This window comes from Piscirickettsia litoralis, from assembly GCF_001720395.1.
Lineage (GTDB): Bacteria > Pseudomonadota > Gammaproteobacteria > Piscirickettsiales > Piscirickettsiaceae > Piscirickettsia > Piscirickettsia litoralis.
Genome location: NZ_MDTU01000001.1, coordinates 154449 through 164198 on the forward strand (window position 1 = coordinate 154449; position 9750 = coordinate 164198).

Consider the following 9750-nt stretch of genomic DNA (forward strand, 5'->3'; position numbering starts at 1 on the left):
CTCCCCTGTGTGCCTTGTTGTTTAGAGACATCATCAGGCTCTTCCAGTCACTCTTCTCAGCAGATACATATGAAAAAAGGCTATCAGATTCTAAGTGACTTCAATTTGCCTGATAGTGATATTTCTATGTCTTTAATGTTAAGAGAAGCTGCCTCTTGCTCTTGAAGAAACTAAATTATACTGCTCTAATGTGTCTAATATTAATAATGAAATGGCATCAATATAATGGCAGCAGCAAATACACATCAATCGGGTATTACAGACGATATTCCACCCTGTAGTTACTACTTACTATTTTCACTGGATGATGCAGAGCATTTACCTGAGGCCTTAGCTGTCTTGGAGCAAACTACAGATGGCCAAAAGGTGGTGCTGGGGGTGGGAAAAGCGCTTTTTGCCAAGGCTGGCGTTAATAATATCCCATTTGAAGCGTATCAAGCTACAGGAGAGCAAAGTAAACTTGTGCCAGCAGGGGCTTATGATCTTGCCTTGTGGCTTAGAGAAAGAGATGAAGGTGTCTTGTTTCATCGTGCTAAAAAAATTGTTGCCGAGCTTTCTCCTGCGTTTAGCTTAAAAGAATGTGTGCGTGGGATTACTTATCTAGAGAAAAAAGAAAATGATAAGCAAATCAATCATGATTTATCGGGTTTTGAAGATGGTACCGAAAATCCAGAGGGTGATGACAAGCTGATCGCTGCAATTGTCCAGAATAATAATCAAATTTTACAAGGTGGGAGTTGTTGGACATTACAAAAATGGCAACATCAGTTCGATTGGTTAAGCTCTGCGAGCCAAGGTGATAAAGAAAAACTCATTGGTCGAAGCCTTGACGATAACCGTGAGTTTAAAGATAACCCGTCGTTTGCGCATGTGAAGCGTACGGCACAAGAGAGTTTTTCACCCGAAGCTTTTATGTGGCGAAGGTCGATGCCTTGGGTCAATGATCAGCTAGAAGGTGGGTTGATGTTTTCCTGCTTTGCTCGCTCATTTTACCCTTTCAGTGCGCAATTAAACCGCATGACAGGGGGAGAAGATGGTGTTCTTGATGGCTTATTTCAGTTCTCAACAGTACTCTTTACCTGTAACTTTTGGTGCCCACCCTTAGTGAATGGGCGTGTTGACTTAAGTTTTTTCCTCAAAGGGAAACTGTAATAACTAGCGCCCACGATTAGGTTAATTAGCTTGTGATCACCTGTAGGGCGCGGATTTCATTGCTATCATCTTCAACAGGGATGTAGGAAATAGCGTTTTTGTGGGTGGCGACGTAGCGAATGACTTGACTTGTGCTTTCTAATAGCTGGGGAGTTAGGCTAGAGCCAGAAAAGCGTTTGTCATTCCAGTATGTATTAATTTGAGAAAGCCCCCAACCCATCAGTGTTAAATAAAACCCTTCGTAAGTATTGTCACTCTGGTTATCAATAGGTTGAAGGTTAAACTCTTCTTTGTTGTCAGCGGCGTTGAGTTGATAACCTCTGATCGTTCGTTGTTTTAAAAAGAGCTGCCGTAATACTGCCTTAGAAAGAGGCTGCATTTGGTTCAGTGGGTTTACAATGATCTCGTAGCTTTGTGCCCAAAGGCTTGGGCACATAGTAACAAGGCTGATTAGAGTGAGTTTTAAAAGTTGCTTTTTAAAATTTTTCATTAGAAAGCCGCGCTAATACTCGCTCGAATAATGTTGACGTCACCAGGTAAAGAAGAAACCTGGAAGCTATTGCCGTTTCTAAAGCCGGAGAAGAAACCGAAGGAACCATCTAATGGATGGACATACTCATCTTCAAGCGTTAACGTGACATTGGGCCTTAAGTGATATTTTAGGTCGACGGTCACGGAGTTTTGTTGGGTATTCATGATGTCGACTTGTTGACCGTCAGGGGTTGTGTAGCTCGCTGGGCGGTTAGCACGTGCTGAAGTTCTTAAGGCTGCGAAAGTAATTGAGGGCTGCCACTTATGAATGTTGTAACCAAAGGTGATGTAAGCGGATTGGTTGGATGGAATTTCATAAGCAACGTTACGGATACCGCCTTCAAGAATGGAGAAGAAGTTATTATAGTTAACTGCCGCACCTGCTGTCATGAGGTTACCATACGAGTCGTTAATCCCTGTGCCAGTTTGTGGGAAGGGTGAGATATCAAAGCGCATATGCATGGCGGCGAGGTTAAAAGTGAAGATATTGTTGGTTAAGCGTGTATCAAAACCAATTGCATCATGACTGGTTAAGGTCGATGGGCCGAGGGGAATGTTTACCGTGTCATCGATATAGCCGCCATAAAGCTTTGTGTTGACTGACCAGGCGCTTTGCCCAAGTGGTGTATTCCAGGTGATTTGCGCGCCATTAAAGTTATAAATTGGCATCAAGTTATAGACTTCTGCAGGCGGTGAAACCCAAGGGTAACTCGTACCGACATAGAAATTTGAAGAGTATAAATAGATTGGAATGCGCATACGGCCAACAGAGACGCTCCAATTATCATCAAATTTGTAGTCTAAAAAGGCCCAATCAGGCTTGACTTTAAATTCACCATTGTTCTGTGAGGCGTTGTTCGCGACTAGCTGACCGACCGCGGATAAGTTGTCGGTGATGTGAGCATTCATTTGTAAACCAAGCTGGACATTATTTAAGCGCAATTGGTTATCAATGTTGCCGATTTCCATCGCCTGATAAGGTTGAGGGCTAGAGCTAATGCCTGCACCTGCGGTTGCAAAACCACTAAAGTCAATTGGAACCGGAGAGTTAAATTGAAAAAAGGGTGATTTGGGCTTAGTCTCTTTTGTTGTTAGCGGTTTGCCTGTGTCTGTAGTGCCTGGATTTGATGGAAGCGGCATTGTTTGCGGGCGTGTTAATGATAGCGGTTGTTTAGCGCTAGTTTGGGTTGGTTTGTTGCTCGACAGCTGGGCTTGTTTTTTTGGTTTAGCGCTTGAATTTGCTGACTTTGCGCCTGTATTTTTTGTTCTTGTGCTTTGTTTTTCTCAAGTAGTTTTTGAATATAAGCAGTTTCTTCTGCTTGTGACTTAAATTGGGGAACAGCCGTTGTTGCTGAGAGGCCAATTGTCGGTAAGCTCACAGCAAGCACAGTTAGAGTGATCGGTTTGTATTTAACAGCATAATAGGGCCTTTATTAATTATTGTTTTTAATAATTTTGTTGTATAGGTTTGTTTTTAGGTTGCGACTTTAACTAGTTCTGAGTTTTTTCCCGGTAGTTATCGGCAAAGTAATCTAGGAACTGCTCATAGAGAAGGTCTCCTTCGTTGCGCTGCAAATTCTGAAAGCGTTTACTGTAGTCTTTCCAGCAATCTGCCTTGTAGTTTTTTACCCGGGAAGAAGTAACGTTTGCTCTCAGAGACTTGCCTTTCAATGGTCAGAGGATCAACGGAGTTGAGGGTAGAGTGCAATGCTTTTCTTACCGCTTCAAATAAAGCGCGTTGATGCTGTTTGATATCTTTGACTGCATCCTTGATTGCAGGCTTTGCCGCTAAGAACGAATCACTTTGAGGCTGCAAAAAGAGTGAGATGGCTTGTTTAGCATGCACGGAGTGTTTAAGAATATTGTTTTCTTCGCTTTGAATCATTGTCATATCGACATTTAAATCATTTTTTATTTTTGCACGCGCGATGAGTAGTTCGATAAAGCCTTCTAAGGTACCCTCGAGCAAGTCGGCCATGATGTTAATAACTTGCTCTTCACCGAGTGCATATAGCGCGTCTTGGCTAAGGCCAAAGCGTTGGATTAATGCGTTGAGAAAATTGGATTGATCTGCACTATTTTGTATCGGCATAGCAGTAACTTTAGACTCAGCAGCTTTCGTATTATTCTGAGCAGGTGATGGTTGCCGAGTTGCTTGTTGTCGTACAGGCTCTTGGGGTTGAAATCCGGTGAAGGGTTTTGGCTCTATCGGTGTTTTTGCTGGCTCTTGGGAAAAGCGATTAAATTGGGGCTGTGGCCTGACTGCTTCTTGTACCGCTTGACCAGATTCTTGAGGCTGTCCTAGTGTTGCAGCTTCAAAGGGTGCAAAGCGTGAAGGTTGTGGTGGCTGGGTTTCTGGTTTTGGCTGAAGTGGTGGTACAGGGTTGGCCCAGGCATTAAACTTATCTTCAAGTATTTGTGTATTCGGTTGTCGTGGCGTGGCGGTTTGTTCATTTTGAATGAGTCGTTCAAGGTCAGTTTCAGCATGTGGATTTAAAAAAGGCAGTTCACCTTCAAGGTTAGAGCTGACTGAAGAGTCAGGCTTGGATTCTAGTTTTTCTTCGTTGTTAATAATTTTTTCAATACTGATAATGTATTCACCAATCGCGATTTCGTTGCCTTCGGCGAGCAAATAGGGTTTACCTGGAATTAATGCATCTTTTTCTTCATTGCCAAGAGAGGTGCCATTGGTGCTGTTATCAACAACATAAAACTGACTGTCTTGATAGCGGATGAACATGTGCTGGTTAGAAATAATATTGCTTCTATCTGGCAGCCACCAGTCGCAGCGTTCAGAGCGCCCAACCACACCACCTTGGCCTGAAAATTCTTTGTAATGGCTGAAGCCGATTTCACTTTCAGGCGATTTGGTAACACGCATACACAGCATCATAGTTACTATCCTTTCATTGTTTTGAAAACGAGTTGACCGCTTTAACTTAACTGTTTGGGTCCATTTTAATTGTTTCTTTACGAAAGACAAGTGATTTTCTTTTGGCTGAGATTATTGCATGTTTTTATTAGAATTTTACCGATGTTTTAATGGTTATTGTACAAAGCTCCTTACTCTGATCGTGTTAAGTTCAGTACAGCCTTTGGTTTTAGGGGGCAAGTTAGAGCTAATAATTCCATATACAAAATATAAGACTATGATAAGGGTAGTTGTTTTAATATTTTTTTGTTAATTATCAGTGTGTTATATGCGGATGAGGTGGTTGGTGGGGCTATGATATTTTAGCCCTCTTTTTGTTTGATTAAGCATGACTGATGAGGAGCGAGTACGGCTTTTGTTGTTTTTTTGGCTGTGGGTTGTTGATCCGGAAGAAAGTATTCGAAGATGCCACAGAAGAGAATAGCAAGCCAAAGGATGCTGGTAATCAGCGTTAATGGGCTGGCATTGAGTATTGCATGCAGATAAGACCAGCATGCTGAGAATATAGAAAATAGTGCGGTATACATTGCAGCGGCAGTCCCAAAGTGCTGTTTGATGACTGTCATGCCGCCATGAGTGCCCATCGGTGTAAGAATTCCTGAAGCGAAGCTGATGACAATGAAACTCGCTAAAACGGTGCTTAATGCAGAGTTAAACGTTAGTGTAACTGTGCTAAGGAAAGCAAAAAAGAAGGCCGTAAACTTTAACTGCCTTTTACAGATGCGATTGCCGATATGCTTTGCGGTAAAATTACCGAGTATGTAAACGATGCAAAGTGCTAGGGCAATATTACCATATTGGTGAATTGTTAGGTGAAAGTGGTCGATGAAAACCTCAGGGCCGAAAGCAAGGAATAGCCCGAGTATCACAGATAAAAAAGTCCGACTAGGATTGCATTTTTGACAAAAACAGGTTGTTTAGCACAATAAATGAATTGTTGGGCAATACCAGAAACAGAAATACGACTCGGTTTAAATGCTTTATCTGGCTCATGAATATTAAGGTAAGTTGCAAGAAGAACGAAAATCTCCAGGATAAATAATGCGATATAGACAACATGCCAACCTAGGGAGTTGGCGATAGCGATAGAAAGCTTAGTTGAAACGATAGGCCCTAACATGATCAGTAAGGAGAAAGTACTATAGATTTTAAATAAAGTATGGTGATCATTAATTGTATGATTAACGATAGAGCGGGCGACCACAGAGTAAGCGCCTGTGCCAAGGCCAATGATGGCAAGGCCAATGCTGATGCTAACAAAAGAATCACTAAACGCACAGACGATTAATCCGATGATACCCGTGCATTGTGTTGCAAGGAGAACATTACGGCGGCCGAGAAAATCGGATACTGGCCCTAATAGAACTGAAGAGCAGGAAAATAGTAAAAATAATATGGAAACACCAAGCTGCAAATGGGTTAAGGGGATATGGCTGCTGACACTGATGGTGAGCAAAATAGGCGTGGTTGAGGTTAGTGTTAAATAGGCCATTAGAAAAATGGCGTATATGGAGTAGATAAAACGTTTTTCTTTACTCATGGGCGTTACCTTTAGTGGTTACTGTAGAGAAGCTCAGATATCAATGATTAGATGGTGGCTTTGATGTTGTTTATGGTAATGATCTTTATTGATAATGTTAAATCGCTTATTATCATTAAAATGATAACTTAATATTATCAAGGTGCTCTCATGAACTTTACTATTAAACAACTCCAAGTTTTTCAGTCGGTTGCAACGCATTTGAATTTTCATCGTGCTGCAGAAGCGCTGTATATCTCACAACCGGCAGTGACGAAACATGTCCAAAGCCTTGAGGAGGCAATCGGCTTTAAGGTATTTGAAAAGCTAGGCAAGCGGACATTATTGACAACTCGAGGCCAAAAAATGCTTTTAGAAGTGGATAGCTTACTTAGGCAGTTTCAGACTCTTAAAAAAAATATTGAAAGTGATATTTCAAAACAGAAAAGCTTTTCTTTAGCAGTGTTACCTGCTTTACAGGACTTGATCGTCGATACAATGATTGATTTTGTCAAAGTTCATCCAAAGATAAAAGTCAGTATGAGTGTTATTTCGAATGATGAGATGCGCAAGGTGATTCAGGGTGATCAGTTCGATCTTTATTTTGCGGTTAATTTCGATACTGTCTCTGAGTATAAGTCCCATGTGTTATTTTCAACACCAATTTACTTGGTTGCAAGTTATAATCATGTGTTAAAAAATAAAAAAAATATTAATAAAGTTGATCTTGAAAATGAAGTCTTTATTGAAATTGATACATCAGATTATTTTAAAAAGCACATGCAAGAATTTAAAGAAGCTTACGGTATGACAAAAAATAACCAAATTAATATTCAAGGGCGTAGTGCAATAATTAAAGCGGTCTCTGCGGGCTTAGGAGTGGCACTATTACCTTGGTTTGCGATTAAAGAGCAAGTTGCTAAAAAAGAATTATCTATTTTAGATGTAGATCGAGAGAAATATAGCAGTGATTATGCTTATGTTTACCATAAAGATAAAAAGCTTGACCCTGAAGTCTATGAATTTTTAGAAATCCTAAAAGGAAAAGTGAATTGATTTGTTCTTGACCTGCCAAATAACAAGATGAGTAATGAGGGAAAATAGTTTTGCCCTCTAACTTAAAGGGTAGGTAAGGAGTCATTAAGCTCTCCATTACCAATTGGAACTTCTTTATATTTATAAGGGTTAACACTATCTATACAGGCAATATTAATTCCGTATTGATTTGGGTTGCTTCTTCTTTGATGATGGGTGTGGATGCCACAGTTTTTGCAAAAGTAGTGCTTTGCTATTTTAGTGTTCCACTGATAGCAGGAAAGCTGATCTCGACCTTGAATTATTTTTAAGTGGCTTGTTGGAACTGCAGCCATAACATAACCTTTACGCCTGCATAATGAACAGTCACAGCGACGAATATTTTCAAGGCCCTTATCAAATCTAATTTCGAGTTTAACGCTGCCACAGTGACAAGTTGATTTTCTTATTTGCTGCATTGGTTAACCTTTGTTTATCTTACTGTTAAGTTATAAAAAGGTAGGGTGTTTGAAATTTAATGTCAATGAAAACTCGACTTTGATTAATAAAACAAATTAAATCAGAGCGTTATTAAATAGGGAAGTGCTTAATATAGTAATAAAGGATAAGCGTAATGAGAATAATCGCAAATAGAATAATAAGCTTTTTCATTTATATTTTCCTAAATTTTTATTTAAAGTTGGCTGATTCTACATAAATTCGTGTTTATCAGGTTTTTAATGGTTAAAGTAAAGGTGCAATAATTAACCTTATATATTAATGATCCATTTTTTACAAGAAGCAATTTTAAACCCTGTTTTTGCGGAAAAAAAGGATGATATCGCCTATATGTTTTAGTAAATCATTTGATGGTTGGCTGGTATGTACTTTGTTAGATATTGTCTATTATCTTTAATTTGTACTTGTTTTTCAAGTGTTTTTTCTTTTGAGCTTAGAACCGCTGCACAAGATAGTACCCCCTAAATTTTATAAAGATAATACGGGCGATATGCAGGGGTTAGAGATTGAGATTATGCGAGCAATAACCGAATATAACCCAAAAATTCGATTTCTAGGTGAAGGCAACTTTATGCCTATAGGTCGTATATTTGCAAGTTTAGAGTATGGTCAGTTAGATGTTTTTTTAGGCGCTGGGAAAAATAAAAGCAGATTAAAATTTTTAAATTATATTAGCCCGCCTTTATATACGGTGTGTCATGTGCTTGCCGTCAGGAAAAATGATCCTGTTAATGTTGCATCATTTACAGGGATTGAAAAACTGGGAAAGCAAGGGAAAATAGTTACTTTGTTAAATACAGCAACTCATCGATTTATTGCTAGGCAAAAAGAAAAATTTAACCATTATTACTGAGAGAAGTGTTGATAAAATGTTGAAAGCAGTAATAAAGGGGCATGCACGTTTTGTTTATTATCACAGCTTAGGATTATCTTATGCAATTAAAAAATATAATTTAGAAGATAAATTAAAAATTCTCCCAGTTAATTTTAAGGTTTATAATCATTATGCTGTTGTTTCAAAAAAATATCCTCAAGAGTATTTTGAGATGGTGCAAGATGCATTAAAGCATATAAATAATAATGGGTTATTCAAAAAATATCTATAAGAAATATTCAGTTTCTTCTTGTGGTAGATAATAACTTATGAGTTGAGTTTTTTAAATTTAAGCTGGCGATAAGGTTAGTTGTCAATAGTCAAGGTACGTGTAGCCAATTTAAGGGATTATTATGCGGCCTTACTTTATTGCGAGCTTATCAACGTTATTAATCAGTGCGATGCCAGCTTATCATGCTGCAAGTCCAAAGCCATTGCCCTGTGTTAAATTAGAAGCAAGTGCGAATAGCTGGACTCCAGAAATAAAATTAACAAACCAGTGCAGTCAACCTGTTGATTTACGCGATGGTTTAGTTAAATTACAATCGAGTCAAAAGCTACAAGGAAGTTATTGGGGGAGTTTTGGGCCATTGGCTTACCCCAGTCAGCCACAACTCACAAGTATAGTGAATAGTTCTGGCTATTCTGTCTCTTTGCCTTTAACTTTTCCTGAGGGAAATCAATGGTGGCGGCCTAAAACTGTATTAGATCATAATCAAAGCATTAGGCTACAGTTTTCTGCAACACCTGGGTTGATCGTAGAAGAGCTGGCTTTTTATCCAGAAAGTAAGCAGCCACCTGTGGTGCTGCCAAAGGGAGAAATTAGCTTTACTACTGGATCTTCACCAGATGGAGGAAGGCAGAGCACTCCCCAAATTAAGCTTGTTGGTGATGAGTTTAGCTCTGACATTAACACTCTTTCATGGGGTGAAACGTATACCTTAAATCAGGTGCCTTATGGTGATTATGACATTATTGTTCAGCCTTTGACTATCAACCAGAGAGAATATACGGGCACTGCGACGCCGAATCGTATTCAATTAAACTCAAGCCAAAGTGTGCCAATTCAAATTTCCTATCAGCAAATACCCGTTTATGGGGGCCGTTGATTTAGAGCTTGCAGAGGCAATGCCTGAAGAGAATTTAAAATTTGCCGAATATCCATATTAAAATATAACACGGTGAGCATTAAATGATGTTGTTTTAAGC

13 protein-coding genes are annotated in these 9750 nt (G+C 39.3%); 5 read left to right on the top strand and 8 right to left on the bottom strand.

Annotation, left to right across the window (positions count from 1 at the left end; translation table 11 throughout):
* The first annotated feature begins 225 nt into the window (after positions 1-225).
* Positions 226-1152 carry a Dyp-type peroxidase gene (locus BGC07_RS00715; RefSeq protein ID WP_069311573.1) on the top strand — a complete coding sequence of 309 codons (927 nt, stop codon included), beginning with the start codon at positions 226-228 and terminating at the stop codon, positions 1150-1152.
* Between the two features lie 25 nt (positions 1153-1177).
* Here BGC07_RS00715 and BGC07_RS00720 read toward each other — a convergent pair whose 3' ends face one another.
* From BGC07_RS00720 to BGC07_RS00740, 7 genes are all read right to left on the bottom strand, one after another.
* Positions 1178-1642 (bottom strand): hypothetical protein, encoded by a 465-nt coding sequence (locus BGC07_RS00720; RefSeq protein ID WP_069311574.1) that lies wholly within the window; start codon positions 1640-1642, stop codon positions 1178-1180.
* On the bottom strand, positions 1642-2823 hold the full coding sequence (locus BGC07_RS00725; RefSeq protein ID WP_235602809.1) for an OprO/OprP family phosphate-selective porin: 1182 nt from the start codon (positions 2821-2823) through the stop codon (positions 1642-1644). The genes BGC07_RS00720 and BGC07_RS00725 overlap by 1 nt, the downstream gene beginning before the upstream one ends.
* 14 nt (positions 2824-2837) lie before the next feature.
* Complete coding sequence (locus tag BGC07_RS21365; RefSeq protein ID WP_235602810.1) at positions 2838-3062, bottom strand: hypothetical protein; 225 nt, start codon at positions 3060-3062, stop codon at positions 2838-2840.
* A 112-nt stretch (positions 3063-3174) separates the two neighbouring features.
* Positions 3175-3354, bottom strand: a complete 180-nt coding sequence (locus tag BGC07_RS23740; protein ID WP_394332101.1) for a type VI secretion system-associated FHA domain protein — start codon at positions 3352-3354, stop codon at positions 3175-3177.
* Positions 3272-4564: a type VI secretion system-associated FHA domain protein TagH gene (gene tagH, locus BGC07_RS00730; protein ID WP_158006814.1), complete on the bottom strand. Its 1293-nt coding sequence runs from the start codon at positions 4562-4564 to the stop codon at positions 3272-3274. Before tagH ends, BGC07_RS23740 begins: the two co-directional genes overlap by 83 nt.
* A gap of 353 nt (positions 4565-4917) precedes the next feature.
* Positions 4918-5484 carry an MFS transporter gene (locus tag BGC07_RS00735; protein ID WP_069311576.1) on the bottom strand — a complete coding sequence of 189 codons (567 nt, stop codon included), beginning with the start codon at positions 5482-5484 and terminating at the stop codon, positions 4918-4920.
* Positions 5481-6155: an MFS transporter gene (locus BGC07_RS00740; RefSeq protein ID WP_069311577.1), complete on the bottom strand. Its 675-nt coding sequence runs from the start codon at positions 6153-6155 to the stop codon at positions 5481-5483. The genes BGC07_RS00735 and BGC07_RS00740 overlap by 4 nt, the downstream gene beginning before the upstream one ends.
* A gap of 150 nt (positions 6156-6305) precedes the next feature.
* On the opposite strand from BGC07_RS00740, the gene BGC07_RS00745 reads away from it, so the two are divergent.
* Positions 6306-7190, top strand: coding sequence for a LysR family transcriptional regulator (locus tag BGC07_RS00745; protein ID WP_069311578.1), 885 nt, complete (start codon positions 6306-6308; stop codon positions 7188-7190).
* Positions 7191-7252: 62 nt separating this feature from the next.
* On the opposite strand, the gene BGC07_RS00750 is transcribed toward BGC07_RS00745, so the two are convergent.
* Positions 7253-7627 carry a GFA family protein gene (locus BGC07_RS00750; protein WP_069311579.1) on the bottom strand — a complete coding sequence of 125 codons (375 nt, stop codon included), beginning with the start codon at positions 7625-7627 and terminating at the stop codon, positions 7253-7255.
* A gap of 467 nt (positions 7628-8094) precedes the next feature.
* Here BGC07_RS00750 and BGC07_RS00755 point away from each other — a divergent pair, with 467 nt between their 5' ends.
* From BGC07_RS00755 to BGC07_RS00765, 3 genes are all read left to right on the top strand, one after another.
* Entirely contained in the window at positions 8095-8520 is a 426-nt protein-coding gene (locus tag BGC07_RS00755) for a substrate-binding periplasmic protein (RefSeq protein ID WP_069311580.1), read from the top strand.
* Positions 8521-8536: 16 nt separating this feature from the next.
* On the top strand, positions 8537-8773 hold the full coding sequence (locus BGC07_RS00760) for a type 2 periplasmic-binding domain-containing protein (RefSeq protein WP_069311581.1): 237 nt from the start codon (positions 8537-8539) through the stop codon (positions 8771-8773).
* Between the two features lie 121 nt (positions 8774-8894).
* Entirely contained in the window at positions 8895-9650 is a 756-nt protein-coding gene (locus BGC07_RS00765) for a hypothetical protein (RefSeq protein WP_069311582.1), read from the top strand.
* The last annotated feature ends 100 nt before the right edge of the window (positions 9651-9750 follow it).